Raw genomic sequence first — 17891 nt, forward strand, 5'->3', positions numbered from 1 at the left:
TCCATGACTGACAGAAAGAGTCAACTATTCGGATTTCAGGCCGTTCGGGCGGTGCCTACTCAGCCCTCTGAGGAGGCGCCAGCCCAGGACATGTTTTGAAAATCTTCGCGGAAAGCGAAGCGGATCAGGTGCTTGTCGATGATCGAACGGGACACGGCGAGGCCCTCTTCGTCGGGGGCGGTGATTTGGACCGTCAGGCCTGTCTCATCGGCGGAGAGCGTGGCGGGGCCGGGGGAGAGGGCACATTCGCCCGAGGTTTCATCGAAGCGGGTTTCGATCTTGTGGGCGAAGTGCTTGCAAAGCTGCTGCAGGTATTTGCTGCCGTGCGGGGTGGAAAATGTGCCGGTGTCGTGGAGGGGGTCTTGCATCTCGCTAATTCCTCAGTTCTTTTGTCGGAAATATAGCTGACTGATTCAATCGGGATTGTCCAGCGCAACCGCACCAAACCAAAACAGGATCGTGCAATATGAAAGCTCTCGCTCCTCTCGCCGCCCTCCTCATGCTGCCCGGGCTTGCCTCGGCGCAGACCGTTGAGGTGGAAACCGCAGCTGGCCCCGTGGAGGCCCCGCAGTCGCCGGAAACCGTTGTGGCGCTGGATATTGCGGCGATCGACACGCTCTCGGCTCTTGGCGTGACCATCGCCGGGGTGCCCGAGTTCACCCCGCCTTCCTACCTTGCCGAAGTTTTCGACGCCGCACAGCCGGTGGGCACCTTGTTTGAGCCTGACTTCGAAGCGCTGGCAAGCATGGGCCCCGACCTGATAGTGGCGGGCGGACGCTCGCAAACTCAGGTGGAGCCGCTCTCGCAGATCGCGCCCACGCTCGATATGACCATTGGCACCGATGTGGTGGAGGTCGGAAAGACCCGGCTTGCGGCCTATGGCGCGCTTTTCGGAGCCGAAGAGAAGGCCGCCGCGCTTGAGGCGGATCTGGACAGCGCCATCGCGCGGGCGCAGGCCGCTGCCGAAGGCAAGGGCGCGGCGCTGATCCTGCTGGTGAACGGCGGCAAGATTTCGGCCTATGGCGATGACAGCCGTTTCGGTTGGCTGCACACCACGCTCAACATCCCCGAGGCCTACCCCGACATCGTGGCGGAAGGCCATGGCGAGGCGGTCTCTTTCGAATTCGTCGCAGAGACCGACCCCGACTGGATCTTCGTGATCGACCGTGGCGCCGCCATCGGCCAAGAGGGCGAGGCCGCCGCTGCCGTGCTCGACACGCCGCTGGTTGCGGACACCAAGGCGGGCAAGGCCGGGCAGATCGTCTACCTCGACCCTGCGCCGCTTTACCTTGCCGGGGGTGGCATCAACTCGATGCTGGGCTCCATTGGTGAAGTCACCAAGGCGCTGGAGGGTGCCGGAGCCAGCAATTGAACCGGACGACAACCTGGCTCACTGCCGGATTGATCCTCGCCGTCCTGATCTGCGCCTCTGTGCTGATCGGGGCGGCGAGCCTCTTTTCGGGAGATGTGGACAGCGGGCTGCTGATTGCCGTCAGCCGCATGCCGCGCACCCTTGCCGCGCTGCTGGCCGGGGCCGGGTTGGCGCTGGCGGGTGTGGTTGTGCAGATGGCGGTGCAGAACCGGCTGGTTGAGCCGGGGCTGGTGGGCACGCCTGAAGCCGCGATGCTTGGGCTGCTGGCGGTGACGCTGATTGCGCCCGGCGCGGCCTTGATCGTGAAGATGTCGGTTGCCGCCGCAGCAGCCCTGGCCGGGACGCTGGGCTTTTTGCTGCTGGCCCGCCACGTGCCCCGGCGTGACCCGGTGCTGTTGCCGCTGGTGGGGCTGATCTATGGCAGCATCCTTGGGGCGGCGGCGCTGTGGCTGGGCTGGATCACCGACCTGATGCAATACCTCGGCACCTGGATGTCGGGGGAGTTCTCTGGCGTCTTGGCAGGCCGCTACGAGCTGCTCTGGATCGTCGCCGTGCTCGCACCGATGCTCTACATCGCGGCTGACCGGATCACCCTGCTGGGCCTTGGCGAAGATGCGGCGCGCAGCCTTGGCCTGAACTACCGTCAAACCCTGCTGGCCGGGCTGCTGCTGGTTTCGGTCATCACCGCTGCCGTGGTGGTGACGGTGGGGGCCATCCCCTTTGTTGGCCTTGTTGTGCCCAACATCGTGTCGCGCTGGCGGGGGGATAACCTGCGCCGCAACCTGCCGCTGACCGCATGGCTCGGCGCCTGCGCCGTGCTGGGCTGTGACATTATCGGCCGCGTGGTGCGCTGGCCCTACGAGATTCCGGCGGGCACGATCTTTGCGGTGCTTGGGGCCGGGCTGTTCCTGTGGCTGCTCAATGCCGCCCCGCGCCGGGCTGCCAATGCCTGAGCGCACCCGCCTCTCTTTGCTGGCGCTGCTGCTTGTGGCGCTTTCGGCGTTGTTCCTCGCGTGGGCTTTGCGCCCGCCGATGGATTTTATCCTGACGCTCAGGGCCACCAAGCTGGCGGCGCTGGTGGTGGTGGGCGCAGCCATTGGTGCGGCGACGGTGATCTTTCAGACCATCACCGCCAACCGGCTGTTGACGCCGGGCATCGTTGGTTTTGATGCGCTCTTTGTCTTCCTGCAAACCGGGGCGGTGCTGGTTTTTGGTGCATCGGAAGCCACGGGCGCGCCGAGCGTGTTGCGCTTTGCGGTGGAGGCGGGCTGCCTTGTGGTGGCCAGCCTTGCACTGTTTGGCCTTCTGCTGCGCCGTGGCGCGGGCGACATTTTGCGGATGGTGCTGACCGGGGTGATCCTTGGCGTGTTCCTGCGCGGGCTCACCAGCTTTGGCCAGCGCCTGCTAGAGCCTTCGGAGTTTGCCATCGTTCAACAGATGAGCTTTGCCAGCTTTACCGCCGTAGACCGCGAAACGCTGGCCATCGCCACGGTGCTGCTTGCGCTTGCCCTCGGTGCAGCGCTCGCCCTCGCGCCCCGGCTCGACGCGGCGGCGCTGGGGCGGCAGACCGCGCGCAGCATCGGGCTGCATCATGACCGGCTTGTGCTGGTTGCGCTGGCGCTTGTGGCGCTGCTTGTGGCGCTGTCCACCGCTCTTGTCGGGCCTGTCACCTTTCTGGGCCTGATCGCGGCCAGCCTTGCCTACCGTGCCACCGGCAGTTGGCGCCATGCCACGCTGATTCCGGCTGCCGCTCTGATCGGCGCGGCGATTCTGGTGGGTGGGCAGTTTATCTTCGAGCGGCTGCTTGGCCTGCAATCCACGCTTGCCGTTGTGGTTGAATTTCTCGGCGGGCTGCTCTTTTTGTTTCTCCTGCTTCGGAGGCGTCACGCATCATGATCCGAATTCGCAACCTTACCGTAGGCTGGGGCGACAGGCCCGTGCTCTCTGATGTGTCGCTCAGTTTTGGCGAGGGTGGCATAACTGCGCTGATCGGGCCGAATGGCGCGGGCAAATCGACCCTGCTGCACGCGCTGGCCGGGCTGCTGACTCCGCAATCGGGTGCGGCGGAGGTGGATGGGCTCGACATGGCCCGGGCCGCGCCGATGGATCGGGCGCGCCTTGTGGCCCTGCTGGCCCAGAGCGACAGGGTGACGGCCCGGCTGAACGTGGAAGACCTTGTGACCTTCGGGCGCTGGCCGTTTCACCGGGGGCGGCCCCGTGCGGAGGATCGCAAGCAAGTGGCCCGTGCGCTGGACATGTTTCAGCTGGAGGATCTGGCTGCCCGTCAGATTGACACGCTCTCCGGCGGTCAGCGCCAGCGTGCCTTTACTGCCATGGCCTATGCGCAGGAAACGCCGTGGATGCTGCTGGACGAGCCGCTCTCGGCGCTCGACCCGCGCCACGCCCGCGACCTGATGGAGCGGCTTCATGCGATGTCACGCCCGGGGCCGGACCAGCGCAGTATTGTTATAGTGCTGCATGATCTGAGCACCGCCGCGCATTATGCCGACCGGATTGTTGCACTGAAGGATGGCCGCGTGCTCAAGACCGGCCCACGCCCGCTGGCGATGACCAGCGAAGTGCTGACGGCGCTTTATGGCACCGGCCTGCAAGTGACGACGGCGGGAGGCTATGGCGTGGTGGTCCCGGCCTGAGGGTATTTGGCTGAATGGACTCGCTTTTAAATTGTTTCGAGTGGGTGTTTCACTCTATAGATTGAGCTTGGCAAATGGCCGGGGAAACAATTCGACCGTCTAGTTTTTTCTGTTTCAATTCGAGAAACGCCAATTGCGTGAATTGAGGGCCTGGAAACTACCTTAGCGCGAATGGTGGTGATTATCCCTTAAAAACAACGGCATCCTGTTAGCTGCGGGGTATTGTTGAAAGGCTCGGTGACACATTCTCGCCCGATTCTCGGTTACATTCTTCCTTAAAACACCGTTTTTGCGACCATTTTAGAACAAATGTCCCTTTCATAAGTGCGAGCACCGGATGGCTGTATCAGTCAACGCAAATCAACAGTGAACGCCAAACCATACAGGAACGCTAATATGTCTACCAACATCTCCGATCTCAAGAACATTGCCGGTTTCATCGGTGCTTGCCTCGTCGACTCCGACACCGGCCTGATGCTCGCCTCCGAGTCCTCGGGCGTCAAGTTTGACCTCGAAGCCGCCGGCGCTGCCAACACCGAAGTGGTGCGTGCCAAGAACGCCGCCATGCAGGCTCTGGGCCTTGAAGACGCGATCGAGGACATCCTCATCACCCTCGGCACCCAGTACCACCTGATCCGCCCGCTGGAATCCAACCCCGCCGTGTTCGTTTACGTGGCTGTGGATCGCAAGCAGGCCAACCTCGGCATGGCTCGCCTGACCGTGAAGAACGTCGAAGGCAAGCTGAAGGTCTAATCGACCCTCACTACGCATTGCGGCTCGCCGGGCCACCCCGGCGAGCCACACCCCCGATACGTCCTCCTTTGGCGCGCGTCCGTCGCGCGCATTTGTAACGCTGCCCCCATGCCTGGCAGAGAGGTTTTTTCATGTCCGAGGCCGACGATATTCATGAACGGCATCGTGAAAGCTTCAAGGAGCTGAACGAGCTCTGGACCCGTCTCGACAATCTCGAAGACGCTGTCGAAAAGTTCTCCGAAACCGCCCTGAGTTTTGTCGAAGAACCGATTGAGCGGGTTCTTGAAAAGATCCAGTCTTTTGAGCCGTCGGTGAGCGTCATCGGCCAGATCAAGGCTGGCAAGAGCACCCTGCTGAACGCGCTGATCGGCGAGACCGATCTGCTGCCTTCCGATGTGAATCCGTGGACATCCGTCATCACGGCGCTGCACTTCAACAGCCGTCATCGGCCGGTGAACACGCGCGCACTCTTCCGTTTTTTCGACCAGCATGAGTGGGACCGTCTGGTTGCCACCGGCGGTCGCCTCGGCGAAATGGCCGACCGTGCGGGCTTTGAGAGCGAAGCCGATGAGGTCAAGGCGCAGGTCACCGAGATGCGCCAATCTACCGAGGGCCGCCTTGGGGATGAATTTGCAGAGCTGATCGGGTCGAGCCACTCGTTCCCCGAGCTCGATAAGGACACCATCGACCGTTACATCTGTTACGGCGATCCTGACGATTTGGAGGATGGCGCGACCGAGGGCGTTTATGCCGACCTCACCAAATCGGCGGACCTCTACATTGATCTGCCGCATCTGCCCAAGGGCCTGTGCCTGCGCGACACGCCGGGCGTGAACGACACCTTCATGATGCGCGAGCAGATCACGCTGAACGCCATCTCTGACAGCCGCGTTTGCGTGGTGGTGCTTTCAGCGCACCAGGCGCTGAGCACGATGGATCTGGCGCTGCTGCGCATCATCTGCTCGGTCGAGGCCCGCGAGGTGCTGATTTTCGTCAACCGGATCGACGAGCTTGAAGACCCGGAAGGCGAGAAGGGCCGCATTCGCAGCTCGATCAACAAGACGCTAAAGCGCCTTGGCGTGGGCAACGATATCGAAATCCTGTTTGGGTCGGGGTATTGGGCCAACTGCGCGCTGCGTGGCGGCGACGATATGGCCCCGGCGAGCCGGGCCGCTCTGGCCAGCCTTTATGACGGTGAAGATACCGACGACCTTGAAGAATTGCGCCGCCGCGCGATGGATGCCTCTGGCCTTCAGGGCCTGGTTCAGGCCATCGCCAAGCGCGTGGTCGAAGGCCCTGGCAAGGCGATCATCAAGGATGTCGACAACGACCTGAAGACCATCATCGAGATGAGCGAGACCGTGGAGCAGGTGGCCGACCGCCATTCTGACGGCCCGGTTTCTATCGACCTCACCGAGATGGATCTTGCGATGAAGCTCGCAGATGTGCGGGACAATTCGCTGAAGGACTTTGACGAGAAAGCCGCCGAGTTGCGCGGCGCCCTGCGCACCCGGCTTGATCGCGCGCAGGAGAACTTTCTCTCTACCGCGCTGACCGCGCTGCAGAGCCACATTGAGGCGTTTGGAGAGGTTGGCGCGTGGAACCATGATCCCACCGGGCTGCGGATGATGATGAAGGCGGCCTTTACCTCTTCCATCGCCAAGCTGCGCCGCGAAGGCGAGAGCGCCTTTGACGTGGTGCTTGATGGCATTCAGGAGGTTCTGGAGACCGATATGGGCGTGTTCCGCGAGGGCAGCTCGATCGAGTTTCCGTCGCAGCCACAGCACAAGTCGCCCACCGTTCTGGCGCGGACTCTGTCGCTTGATCTTCAGGGCCCGTGGTGGCGCAAGTACTGGCGCTTTGGTGGCTCCAAGGCTGCCGAGAAACGCTATAGCGACGTTATCATCTCGGAGACCACGCCGCTTATCGAAGACCTCATCAATGATTTCTTCGACCCCGCGGTCGAGCGCACGCGCGAAGTGGTTGAAGACTTTGCCATGAAACAAGGCAACTTCTGCAAGGCGATCCTTGAACGCTTCCTTGAAGGGGATGTGGGTGAGAGCAGCCAGGCTGAGGTTGAAGAACTCAGGAGGCTTTCGGCATGAATCGTGTCTTCAAGCGTTTCAAGTCTGGCAACAGGGCTGCCGCCGCTGCCGCTGAGAAGGCAAAGGGGGAGACCGCACCTGACGAGGATACCTCTATCGAGGATATTCTGGACGTGGAAACCGAGGCCGAGCGTGAGCTGCGTGAGGCCCGCGAAGCGATTGAGCGGGAGATGGCCGAGGAGGCTGCCCGCAAGGAGGCGGAGACCGCAGAGCGTGCTCAGGCCCGCAAGACGGCACATGAAGAGAAAATCCTCAACGCTGTGCGGGAGGCTGCCAAGCCGGACCCGAAAGGGCTGCGCAAGCCGCGCCTGATGGTTGCGGGTGAGTTCAGCGCGGGCAAGACCCACCTGATCAACGGCCTGCTGGGTGAAAAGGTGCTGCCGTCCAACGTGACCGCCACCGCCTTGCCGCCGATCTGGCTGGTCTGGGGCCGCAAGGCGATGATGGCGGTTGATCTGGAGGGCAACACCCGCCCGCTCGACTCGCTGGAAGATGTTGGCGTGGAGGACACCCATTATGTGGTGCTCTCCCACCCCGCGCCGCTGCTCAAGACCTTTTCGATCATCGACACCCCCGGCAACTCCGACCCCAACATTCCGTCTGAGTGCTGGGAGCGCATGCTCGATTATGCCGATGCCGTTGTGTGGTGCACCAATGCCACCCAAGCGTGGCGTCAGAGCGAGAAGTCGGTGTGGAACGAGATGCCCGCGCGGTTGCTCGAAAAGGCCACTATCCTCATCACCCACGCCGACCGGATCACCGATGCCCGCTCTTCCGACCGTGTGCTGCGCCGGGTGAAGCGCGAGGCTGGCAAGTATTTTGACAGCTATCTGATGGCGTCGTTGCTGAAGGAGGGCGACCTTTCCCGCATCCGCGAGCATCTGGAGACGCTGATGGATGATCTGGAATCGCGGGATGGCGCGGTGTGTTCGACCGTGGCGCATTTTGCCTCTGATCACGCGATGACCGAAGCCGAGGAGGAGGCCGCCGCCAAGGAGGCTGCCGAGCGCAAGGAAGCCGAGCTGAAGGCGGCGCTGCGCGCTGCTGATGGCAAGACCGCGGCTAAGGACGACACAGCTGATGCGTCGCAAGAGGCGGATGCGAAAGGTGAAGCCGAAGCAGCGAAGGATGGTGCGGCGCCGGAAGAGGCCGAAGAGGCCAAGACCGCCGAGGAGGCCGCCCCGTCGGTGACGCCCAAGCGCGTTGGCCGGAGCAAAAGCTCCAAGACGCAAAAAGCCACCCGCGCCGCCCGTGCGCGCAAGAAGGCTGATGTGGTCAGCGAAGCTGATGCGAATGCAAAGGCTGAAGAAAGGACCGAGGCGAAGGCCGATGACGTGGCCGAAGCCAAGGCTGAGGCGGGCCCATCTGCCGAGGTTCACCTGTTTGTTCCGCCTGCCAGCGAAGATGCCGAAAAAGGCGCAGAGGCTGGCCCGGCGCGCAGGCTCTGGGAAGGTCTGTCGAAAGATATCGACCGGACCGACGCCGAGGCGGTGCTCGCCTGCGTTGAAGAGCTGCTGGAGGCCCTCGATGGCGAGGGCAAGGCGCCGGAAACCCCATTTCTCGATGCTAGAGAAGACAGCAAGGCCGCAACCGGGCCGAGCCATAGTGCCATGAGTAGGAGAAAGTCGTGAAGATCGCTCCCCAACAGCGCCAGGAAATCGACTTCCTGCGCGAAACGCTCGATGGTCTGGAAAAGACCGTCGATCGGAAACAGCGTCAGAGTTATCGTGATCTCCGCGAGCGGCTCGACAATTGGGCCGCCAAGGTTGCCGTGATCGGTCAGGTGAAGGCCGGGAAGTCTACCTTCCTCAACGCCTTCCTGCATCAGCACGACTTTCTGCCTTCGGACGTGAACCCGTGGACCTCGGTTGTGACCAACATCCGGGTGAACATGCCCAAAGATCCGGTGTCTGGCGCGCGGTTTGAATTCTTCTCGGAAAACGACTGGGAAGAGATCGTCAACGGCGGCTCGAAGATCCGCAAGCTGACCGAGCAACTGCTGCCGGGGTTCGATACCGAGATCCTGAAAAAGCAGAGTGAGGAGATGCGCGACCGGGCCCAGAAGCGGCTTGGCAAGCACTATCGCACCCTGCTGGGCAGCCACCACGACTATGACTTCCTGTCGTCTGACCTGCTGCAGCGCTACGTTTGCGCTGGCCCCGGCTCTGATGACGGGCTGGAGCGCCAGTCGCTAGGCCGCTACGCCGCGCTGACCAAGGTGGCCAACGTCTACATGCGGCTGCCCGAGTTTCAGGTACCTACGATCATCACCGACACGCCCGGGGTGAACGACCCCTTCCTGGTGCGTGACGAGTTTACCTGCCGCAGCCTCGACAAGTCGGACTGCTTTGTGGTTGTGCTCTCGGCTCACCAGCCGCTGACTGACGTGGACATCGCGCTGATCCGCATCCTCGCAAAGCAGGACAGCAAGGATGTGATGATCTTCGTCAACCGGATCGACGAGCTGGACGACTACTCCACCGAGGTGCCGCGCGTGATGGCAGACGTGTCCAAGCGTTTGCGCGAGGCGATCCCTGATATCGAGTTCGAGATCGTTGCGGGCTCTGCCTATATGGCGGACCTCGCGCTGCGCACCGACGAGGAGGCCGAAGAGGCCCGCGAGGCGGTGGATACCGAAGAGCTGGCCGATTACATCCGCTCCAAGCATGGCGAAGTGCCTGAAGATCAGTTTGACCGGCTGATGCTGGCCTCTGGCCTCGACGAGGTGAAACAGACGCTGTCGGATGTGATCGACAACGGCGTTGGCACCCGTCAGCTCGGGCAGCTTCTGGGCGATATTCGCGCCGAGATCACCGGCACGCTGTTTGTTACCAAGCGCGAGCGTGACTCGATCCAGATGCAGGTGGAAAGCACCCGCTCGGATGTGGCGGAAGCCGCGGCCGAGGATCTGGCTGACGAGATCGAGCAATACCGCGCGGTGCAGGGCAGGCTGGAAGAGCATGCCGAAGATGCCGATACCCAGATCGAAAAGATCGTATCGAAATACTGGTCGACGCTCGAACAGAGCCTGATTTCCAGCATCGAAGCCTTTGTCGATGGTCAGAAGCCGGTGTTTGAGAGCCAGTTGCTGCGCAAGGGCGTGTCGGGCAATTCCGGCAACTCCTTCGAGATTGATCTGACACCGCTTCAGGCGGAGATGGAGAAGAAGGTGGGCGCGAGCTACGCCAAATCACGCGCGGGCACCGATGTGGCGCTCAACAATTGCATGAGCTCCTGCCGTCAGGCCATCAAGGACAAGTTCGAGGATCCGACGGAGAAGATCTCGCTCGATGATCTGCCTTACGATGAGTTCACCTCGACGCTGACGCTGGCCAAATCCACGCTGAAGGCAAACCTGATCGCGGAGCGCGGCTGGGCCTTCTGGCGCCGCCCGAGTGTGAATATAGAAAAGTCGCTCGCCGCGCTGCGTACCATCGCCGCCGAAGATCTGCGGCCCTCGGTCGAGAAGATCCTTGCGGCCTTCAACGAGGCGCAGGTGGAGCGGGCCTCTGCCGGGATGTCGCGCATTCAGGTGATGCAGCGGATGATCGACGTGACGATCTCTGAGCACACGCACCGCCTGAAGCAGGACAAGACGGAGATGGAAAAGCTGGCACGCGATCCGCAACTGCGCAGCAACCTGATCCACCGCCTGCAAAGCAAGATGGAAGTGCTTGAACGCCGCCTGCTTAACCTGTCCGCAATCGACAGCGCCGTTTCGCGCTCCGAGTTGCTCCAAGCTGCCTGAGGAATAATTGGTGCTGGTCCAGAATATCGAAGTAGAAGACGCCTCCGACGCCGAACGCAAGCCAGTGCGTGTGGTTGTCTGCGGTGAGGTGAGTGCGGGCAAATCCACGGTGTTGAATGCCCTGCTGCGTGCCCGCGTGCTGCCTGACAACATCGGCCAAACGGTGCGCCCTGTTGTGACCGTGAGCCACCGCGCCGAGACCGGCGTGGAGGCTGTGGACCAAGACGGTGAGGCGCGCTCGGCGGAGCTGAACGGCGGCACCAAGATATTCCAAGACGCGGCTGAAGTGCGGCTTTGGTCGGACCATGCGCATCTCTCAGGCCTTGAGATTGTCGAGGTGCCTCTGACCAAGGCCGAAGAGCTGACCGAGGAGCAGGTTGCCCTGATCCGCTCTGCCGATGTGATGGTTTGGGTCACGATCGCCTCGCAGGCCTGGCGGCTGACGGAAAAGACAATTGTTGAGCAATTGGGCAGCGCCCGGCCCAAGTACGCCATCCTTGCCGTCACCCGTGGGGACAAGCTGCGCAACGACCGGGATCGCACCCGCCTGCGCGAGCGGATGGTGCGCGAGACCGAGCATTTCTTTCAGGAGTGGGTCTTCATCAAGGGCGCGCGCCGTAAGCTCGACAAATCGGCCAAATGCGACAAGGCCTGGGACGAGACGGGCGGCGCGGAGATGATGGAAGCCATCGAGCTGCTGGCCGAGCGCGTGCGCCGTGAGCCGCCTGTTGAGGTGGACGCAGAAGAGACCGCCGAAGCGGAGAGCGCGGCAGTTGAGGCTGAACCGGAAGCGAACGCTGCGCCGGGGGCTTCTGAGCCGCAGGCTGCGGTGGAAGAGCCGGCCGAGGCACCTGCCAGTGCCCGCGCGCGTGTGGTGGATTTTAGCTCCTATCGTGCCGCTGCGACGGAGCAGCCGGCCGCCGCTGAAAAGGCCAAGCCCACCGCGCCCGAAACCGCTGCCGCACGCGCAGCCGTAGCGGCAGAGACCGAGGAGAACCCCGGCCTTGAACAGATGGCCGCCGCGATGAAGGGTGTCATGGTTTTGGCGCTCCGCCCGCAGGACGCGCCGGAGGCGATTGAGGTGACGTTCGGTGATGAGGATCAGGCGCGCGAACTGGGGCTGTTTTGCTCCGGGCTGCAGGCCAACCTCGGCGACACGCTGAAGATCATGGACGGCGAGGGTGCGGTTTCTGCCTTCACCCTGTCGACCTCCGGTCGCCGTGTTCTGTTTGAGGAGATTCCGGGCATCGGGCTGCTCTACCTCATGGCGGATGGCGCGGTGATGAGCCACGGCATTGCCTCGACCTTCTTCTCGCGGGTCTGCCGCAAGCTCAAATCAGAGGGCTGATCCCGCCTGCACAGCGGGGCGGCTGCCCGATTGTTTCCATTCTGCGCCCGGATTGTCACCCGATCCCGCCTTGCCTGCGGCCTCATGTGGCCTATCGTCATGGGTACTCAATCATGGCGGAAAAAGGGCACAGGCATGGCAACCTCATGGAAGCAGGAAGGTGGCGAGCACTGGGGCCCGTGGATTCTGCATGATGGAAAAGGTTGCCCCGTTCGCGCCGGGACCGTTGTGGAAGTGGTTTGCGAAGATCGGTTTGGCTTTGCCATGCGCCAGGTTACCCAGGTGGTTGGCGGCAGCTATTCTTCATGGGACTGGACGTATTTTCCGGAGTTGAAAAAGATCATCCGGTTCCGCGAGAAGAAGCCCAAGGGGATGACCATGCTTGAAGAGCAGATGGCCCCCAAGGAAACCAGCGCGCCCAAGACCCCGGCCAAGGTGGACTGACCGGCGCTTGCGCCGCCCCGGCATTGACCTCTCTGCCCCAAACAGGTGACAAACGCTGGACGCGTCGCCACAGGGCAGCGGCGCGGAACCGGGGGGATCGTTCATCATGGCAGAGCCGCAAGTTACCGACGCGGGTGAATATGATTACATCGTTGTCGGTGCGGGCTCCGCTGGCTGCGTGCTGGCCAATCGTCTCTCCGTAAACCCCGCCAACAAGGTGCTCCTGTTGGAGGCAGGCGGGCATGATAACCATCATTGGGTGCACATTCCGGTTGGCTACCTTTACGCGATGGGAAACCCCCGGCTTGACTGGTGCTACAGCACCGCCGAGGAGCCCGGGCTGAACGGGCGCTCCCTTGCCTATCCGCGCGGCAAGGTGCTTGGCGGCTGCTCCTCGATCAATGGCATGATCTACATGCGCGGGCAGGCGGCGGACTATGACCAGTGGCGGCAGGCGGGGTGCACCGGCTGGGGCTGGGACGATGTGCTGCCGCTGTTTCGCAAATCCGAAAACCACTATGGCCCGGCCAGCGAGGCTCATGGCAAGGGCGGCGAACTTGATGTGGCAGAGCAGCGCCTGCACTGGCCGGTGCTTGATGCGGTGGCCGAGGCGGCGCAGAGCATGGGCATCCCGGCCTGCACCGACTTCAACGATGGCGACAACGAGGGGGTTGGCTACTTTCCGGTCAACCAACGCGGCGGGCTGCGGTGGAACGCGCGAAAGGCTTTTCTCAAACCGGCCCGGGGCCGCGCCAACCTGCGCGTTGAAACCGGTGCTCATGCGCAGCGCCTGTCGCTTGCCGATGGCCGCGCGGAAGCGGTGATCTATCGCCAGAATGGCCAGCTCAAACGCGCCCGCTGCCGGGGCGAGGTGGTGCTTTCGGCGGGGGCGGTGAACACGCCGCAGCTGCTGGAACTCTCTGGCATCGGCAACCCCGCGCTGCTGCAATCTCTTGGCCTGCCCGTGGCGCTGGAGGCCCCCGGCGTGGGTGAGAACCTCCAAGACCACCTGCAAATCCGCACGGTCTTTCGCATCACCGGGGCGCTGACCCTCAATGACCGGCTGGCCACGCTCTTTGGCAAGGCGCGGGTGGCGCTGGAATATGCCCTGCGCCGCAGTGGGCCGATGTCGATGGCGCCGAGCCAGCTTGGCATTTTCGCCCGCTCGGCGCCAGACTTCGAGCGCGCCAATATCGAATACCATGTTCAGCCGCTCTCGCTGGAAGCCTTTGGCCAGCCGCTGGACCGTGAGCCGGGCGTGACCGTCTCGGTCTGCAATTTGCGCCCCGAGAGCCGTGGGACGATTCACATCACTGCGCCAAGTGCCGATGAGGCGCCCGATATTCGGCCCAACTATCTTTCTGCCCGGGCAGATCAGATCGTGGCCACCGACAGCCTGCGCCATGCCCGCGCGCTGATGGCCGCCGAGGGGCTGCGTGCGTTGCAGCCGCGCGAGATCAAGCCGGGGCCGCAGGTGCAGAGTGAGGCCGAGCTGTTGAAGGCTGCCGGAGACCTTGGCACCACCATCTTTCACCCCGTTGGCACCGCCCGCATGGGCAGTGACCCGGACGCGGTGGTTGACCCCTCGCTGCGCCTCAACGGCCTTGCGAACCTGCGCATCGCCGATGCCTCGATCATGCCGACGATCCCTTCGGGCAACACTCATGCGCCCGTGACGATGATTGCCGAGAAAGCTGCCGAGATGATGCTGGCCCAACCCGCCGCCTGATTTGCCGGACTGCGCTTGCCGCGCTGCACGTTCTGCGGCATCGTTGCGCCACGGGCAGGCGATGGCGTCGCCAGCGCGGCAGAGCGCGCCCGATCCTCCATCCTGAACGCCGGGATCTTGCTTTATCGTCGCCGCGATGGGGGAAGACCTTCCCATGGGCGCGACCATGAGAAGGATTTTGCGAATGGACCGTCCCGAGTTTTATCGATTCCACCAGGGCGACCGCGTGCTGCCCTTTGACGCGAGCGAATATGACGCCCGCCTCGCCGGCCTGCGCGCGGCCATGGCTGATGCCGGGGTGGAGGCCTGCGTGCTCACCTCGATGCACAACATCGCCTACTACTCCGGCTTTCTCTATTGCAGCTTCGGGCGGCCCTATGGGCTTGTCATCACCCCTGAGCAAAGCGTGACCATCAGCGCGGGGATTGACGCGGGCCAGCCGTGGCGGCGCTGTCATGGCGACAACATCACCTATACCGACTGGGCGCGGAACAACTTTTGGCGGGCGATCCGCTCTGTCACCGGCGAGGGGCGGGCGCTGGGCTATGAGGGCGATCACCTGACGTTGGCGCAGAACGCCCTTTTGCTGGACCTGCTTCAGCCTGCCTCCACCACCGATATTGCCCCGGCCACCATGCGCCAGCGCATGCACAAATCTGCCGCCGAACTGGAGCTGATCCGGCAGGGCGCGGCGGTGGCCGATGTGGGGGGATATGCCATCCGAGAGGCGGTGCGTGAGGGCACCCGTGAGATCGACGTGGCGATGGCGGGGCGGGACGCGATGGAGCTGGAAATCGCCCAGCGCTTCCCCGAGGCAGAGTATCGAGACACATGGGTCTGGTTTCAGTCGGGGATCAACACCGATGGGGCGCACAACCCGGTGACATCTCGCAGGCTCAAGCGTGGCGATATTCTGAGCCTCAACACCTTTCCGATGATCTCCGGCTATTACACCGCGTTGGAGCGCACGATGTTTGTTGGCGAGGTGGATGATGCCTCTCGGGCGGTTTGGGAGGCCAATGTGGCGGCGCATGAATTCGGGATGTCGCTGCTGAAGCCGGGCGCGCGATGCTCTGAGATCACCGGCCAAATCAATGCCTTCCTGGCTGAGCGCGACCTGTTGCAATATCGGACCTTCGGCTATGGGCACAGCTTTGGCGTGCTGTCGCATTACTACGGGCGTGAGGCAGGGCTGGAGCTGCGGGAGGATATCGACACGGTGCTGGAGCCCGGCATGGTGATCTCGATGGAGCCGATGCTGACCATTCCCGAGGGCCAGCCCGGCGCGGGCGGCTACCGGGAGCATGACATTCTTATCATCACCGATGGCGGAAACGAGAACATCACCGGCTATCCCTATGGGCCGGAGTTCAACGTGGTGGGGTAACGGGCGTCAGCCCTGATCGGCGGGGGCGGGAGCACTTTTGGGCTCCCGCTCCAGCAACACCGGAAACCAGTCTTCCCGCAGGTGCTGGCCGGGCTGCATTCCGTGGCCCGGAAAGGGCGGCGAGGTGGGGCCCGGGCGCTCCACGTAGCGGGCGTCATCGCCCACCAGCCGCAGCGAGAAGGCGCGGCGACGGGTGCGGGTTTCGTTGCCGCGTGCGCCATGCAGGGTCATGAAATTGAAGGCCACCGCATCGCCCGGCTGCATCTGCCATTCGCAAACGTCCATGCCCTCTGCGTCAGGGTCCGGCACCGGCATGTAATCTGACTCGTTGGGATAAAAGCTGGTTTCCGCCAGCCAGCGCGTTGGCAGCACTGGCTTTTTCCAGCGGTGCGAGCCGGCGACGCAGCGCAGGGTGGCCTCGCCCACCGGGTCCAGCGGCACCCAGAAGCTGACGGTTTGCTGGCCCTCGACAAAGTAATAGGGGCCGTCCTGATGCCACGGCGTGGGCTTGGAGGTTTCTGGCTCCTTCACCAACACATGGTCATGAAACATTTGCACCCGGCGTGAGCCCATCAACCCGGCGGCCACCTCGGCCACCGGCGCGGCGGCGATGGCCTCTGCGAACTCGGGGATGCGGGTCCAGTTGCAATAATCGTCAAAGAAGCGCCCGCGCTCGCCGGATTTGAGGTTTTCTGCGGCATAGGGGCCGGGTTCTTCCATGTTTCGGGCCACTCCGGCGCGCAACATCTCTACCTGCGCCCGAAACAGCCCGGGGATCAGCACCGCGCCGTCACGCTGGTAGCTTTCGATGGTTTCGGCGGTCAGAAGCGGATGCACGGGGGCCTCCTCCTTGTGGCGCTCAGCGCGTTGCGCCGCGATACCACGCCACGATAGCGGCGCGGTTCTCTGGCGTCATGGTCGAAACCGCATTGGGGGGCGGCATGGCGTGGCTTGCTCCGGCATGGAGAAAGATCTGCCGGGCATTGCGCGCCACATCGGACTCGGTTTCCAGCACTACGCCCTTGGGGGGCCAAAGCATGGTGTCGCTGAAGAAGGGCTCGCGGGCGTGGCACATGGAGCAATTGCCGAGCACCACGTTGTAGGCCTCTTCGAAGCCTTCGGCAGAGGCAAACTTTTGCTCGTGCGGCGTGAGCGCGCGCGCCTCGGACTCCTCAAGGCTGTCTTGCATCGGTGCGACAGAAAGCCATGCGATGAGCACCATCAACAGCACCGTCACCGCCCATGTCCAATGCGGGCCTTTGCCGGTGGCGTGCATAGTGTTGAAGTAGTGCCGGATGGTGACGCCGGTCAGGAAGATCAGGCTGGCGATGATCCAGCTGTACTCGGTGGCAAAGGCCAGCGGGTAATGGTTGGACAGCATCAAAAAGACGACCGGCAGCGTCAGGTAGTTGTTGTGGGTCGAGCGGACCTTGGCGATCTTGCCGTACTTGGCATCCGGCGTGCGGCCTGCCTTGAGGTCTTCCACCACGATGCGCTGGTTTGGCATGATCTGGAAGAACACGTTTGCCGTCATGATTGTGGCGGTGAAGGCCCCGAGGTGCAGCAGGGCCGCCCGCCCGGTGAAGATCTGGTTATAGCCCCATGACATTGCCACCAGAATGGCAAAGAGCAGCAGCATCAGCAGCGTTGGCTGCTCACTGAGTTTGGATTTGCACATGAAGTCATAGGCCAGCCAGCCAATGGTGAGCGAGCCGCCGGAAATCACTATGCCCTGCCAGAGCGCCAGATCTGCCTTGGTCGGGTCGAGCAGGAATATCTCGCCGCCGACCCAATAGATGATCATCAGCAGAGCCGCGCCGGAGAGCCATGTGGAATAGCTTTGCCACTTGTGCCAGGTCAGGTGCTCGGGCATCCGCGCGGGCGCGACGAGATATTTGGTGGTGTGGTAGAAGCCGCCGCCGTGGACCTCCCATTCTTCGCCATAGGCGCCTTCCGGCATGCCCTTGGCGGGTTTGAGCATCAGGTCGAGCGCGATGAAGTAGAATGAGGCGCCAATCCAGGCCATTGCGGTGATGACGTGCAGCCAGCGCACCGCAAATCCCACCCAGTCCCAGATCGCTGCCAGATCATACATGCCCTGCGCCCTCAAAACTCTGATTCCAGCACAGGCTAGTCCGAGACGCGACGCTCTGCCATGACCGGCTGTTGCCGAGGTGCGAAGGGTTGGCCGGTTTATCGCGCTGCTTGCAAAATATGCGCTGTTTGGCAGCTGTGCCGCAAGCCGGGGGCGTGGCGGGCAAATCGCCCCTTTCGTCACGGGGCGAAAAGGGGTTCGATTGGCGGGCTCATAAAAGGGCGGAGGCAAAGGAAAGGCACATGTATGCGGACCT

Annotated in this window: 15 protein-coding genes; 12 read left to right on the forward strand and 3 right to left on the reverse strand. The window is 62.9% G+C overall.

Translation table 11 applies throughout. The features are described 5' to 3' along the window. Window positions 1-59 precede the first annotated feature (59 nt). Window positions 60-368, reverse strand: a complete 309-nt coding sequence (locus ACXAG6_RS05910; RefSeq protein ID WP_475335973.1) for a DUF2218 domain-containing protein — start codon at window positions 366-368, stop codon at window positions 60-62. 98 nt (window positions 369-466) lie between these two features. On the opposite strand from ACXAG6_RS05910, the gene ACXAG6_RS05915 reads away from it, so the two are divergent. From ACXAG6_RS05915 to ACXAG6_RS05970, 12 genes are all read left to right on the forward strand, one after another. Continuing rightward, window positions 467-1372 carry a siderophore ABC transporter substrate-binding protein gene (locus ACXAG6_RS05915; protein ID WP_475335976.1) on the forward strand — a complete coding sequence of 302 codons (906 nt, stop codon included), beginning with the start codon at window positions 467-469 and terminating at the stop codon, window positions 1370-1372. Beyond that, window positions 1369-2325: an ABC transporter permease gene (locus ACXAG6_RS05920; protein ID WP_475335977.1), complete on the forward strand. Its 957-nt coding sequence runs from the start codon at window positions 1369-1371 to the stop codon at window positions 2323-2325. Before ACXAG6_RS05915 ends, ACXAG6_RS05920 begins: the two co-directional genes overlap by 4 nt. After that, complete coding sequence (locus ACXAG6_RS05925) at window positions 2318-3268, forward strand: iron chelate uptake ABC transporter family permease subunit (protein ID WP_475335979.1); 951 nt, start codon at window positions 2318-2320, stop codon at window positions 3266-3268. Before ACXAG6_RS05920 ends, ACXAG6_RS05925 begins: the two co-directional genes overlap by 8 nt. After that, window positions 3265-4026 (forward strand): ATP-binding cassette domain-containing protein, encoded by a 762-nt coding sequence (locus ACXAG6_RS05930; protein WP_475335982.1) that lies wholly within the window; start codon window positions 3265-3267, stop codon window positions 4024-4026. The genes ACXAG6_RS05925 and ACXAG6_RS05930 overlap by 4 nt, the downstream gene beginning before the upstream one ends. Window positions 4027-4422: 396 nt before the next feature. Continuing rightward, entirely contained in the window at window positions 4423-4779 is a 357-nt protein-coding gene (locus ACXAG6_RS05935; RefSeq protein WP_475335983.1) for a roadblock/LC7 domain-containing protein, read from the forward strand. Window positions 4780-4910: 131 nt separating this feature from the next. Further along, a complete protein-coding gene (locus ACXAG6_RS05940; protein ID WP_140013086.1) occupies window positions 4911-6884 on the forward strand; it encodes a dynamin family protein in 1974 nt (657 codons plus the stop codon). Continuing rightward, entirely contained in the window at window positions 6881-8515 is a 1635-nt protein-coding gene (locus tag ACXAG6_RS05945) for a dynamin family protein (RefSeq protein WP_475335986.1), read from the forward strand. Before ACXAG6_RS05940 ends, ACXAG6_RS05945 begins: the two co-directional genes overlap by 4 nt. Then, on the forward strand, window positions 8512-10632 hold the full coding sequence (locus ACXAG6_RS05950) for a dynamin family protein (RefSeq protein WP_475335988.1): 2121 nt from the start codon (window positions 8512-8514) through the stop codon (window positions 10630-10632). The genes ACXAG6_RS05945 and ACXAG6_RS05950 overlap by 4 nt, the downstream gene beginning before the upstream one ends. Before the next feature lie 10 nt (window positions 10633-10642). Next, a complete protein-coding gene (locus ACXAG6_RS05955) occupies window positions 10643-11980 on the forward strand; it encodes a dynamin family protein (RefSeq protein WP_475335990.1) in 1338 nt (445 codons plus the stop codon). Between the two features lie 135 nt (window positions 11981-12115). Next, a complete protein-coding gene (locus ACXAG6_RS05960) occupies window positions 12116-12424 on the forward strand; it encodes a hypothetical protein (protein WP_140013090.1) in 309 nt (102 codons plus the stop codon). 106 nt (window positions 12425-12530) lie between these two features. After that, window positions 12531-14153 (forward strand): GMC family oxidoreductase, encoded by a 1623-nt coding sequence (locus ACXAG6_RS05965; protein WP_475335991.1) that lies wholly within the window; start codon window positions 12531-12533, stop codon window positions 14151-14153. Window positions 14154-14337: 184 nt separating this feature from the next. Further along, window positions 14338-15540, forward strand: a complete 1203-nt coding sequence (locus tag ACXAG6_RS05970) for an aminopeptidase P family protein (protein ID WP_475335993.1) — start codon at window positions 14338-14340, stop codon at window positions 15538-15540. 6 nt (window positions 15541-15546) lie between these two features. On the opposite strand, the gene ACXAG6_RS05975 is transcribed toward ACXAG6_RS05970, so the two are convergent. Next, the gene (locus tag ACXAG6_RS05975; RefSeq protein WP_475335995.1) at window positions 15547-16377 is read right to left on the reverse strand and encodes a phytanoyl-CoA dioxygenase family protein; all 831 of its coding nucleotides are present in this window, start codon (window positions 16375-16377) and stop codon (window positions 15547-15549) included. Window positions 16378-16399: 22 nt separating this feature from the next. Beyond that, complete coding sequence (locus tag ACXAG6_RS05980; RefSeq protein WP_475335997.1) at window positions 16400-17635, reverse strand: urate hydroxylase PuuD; 1236 nt, start codon at window positions 17633-17635, stop codon at window positions 16400-16402. Between the last annotated feature and the right edge of the window lie 256 nt (window positions 17636-17891).

The sequence above is a fragment of the Vannielia sp. ABF1_015 genome (assembly GCF_056160745.1).